The following is a 428-nucleotide window of genomic DNA, read 5'->3' as shown; positions in this document are numbered from 1 at the left end:
ATTTGCATCAGTCAAAATGCGAATTTCTTCTGTGAACCGAGCGGTAATGTTGCCGGTTGTTGAAATCATTTCGCGCCTAACCGTCTGCGCCTGATCGTAATTAACGTTGGTCAGTTCAGTGACATAATCAAGTAATTCCTGAACCCCTTCGACCGCCTGACGCGTGCCGCTGGAAATCCATTCCATGTTTTCTTTAATGGCGTCGATAATCGGACCATAAATATCTTCACTCGCTTCCTGAGTGGTAACAAGATGCGTTGGTCCCCAAACTACTTGGCGCGGTGGATCGGTAATCGGGCGAGATTGGACGGCGTATTGCGTTTTGCCAACAACACCATCGGTAAATAATGTAAACGTGGAACGGTTTTGACCGGCAACTTTCGTAAAAACATTGGACGGTTGCGAAACAGGCCACCAACGGAACTCGA

Annotated in this window: 1 protein-coding gene; it reads right to left on the bottom strand. The window is 47.7% G+C overall.

What is annotated here, in order from left to right:
• Window positions 1–428: hypothetical protein (locus RMT89_RS41245; protein WP_315888885.1), on the bottom strand; the 428-nt coding region annotated here is incomplete at both ends.

Origin of the sequence: Streptomyces sp. P17, from assembly GCF_032436805.1 — a bacterium.
GTDB lineage: Bacteria > Actinomycetota > Actinomycetes > Streptomycetales > Streptomycetaceae > Streptomyces.
The sequence above is the reverse complement of the archived record's forward strand: the minus strand, read 5'-3'. Positions and strand labels throughout refer to the sequence as shown.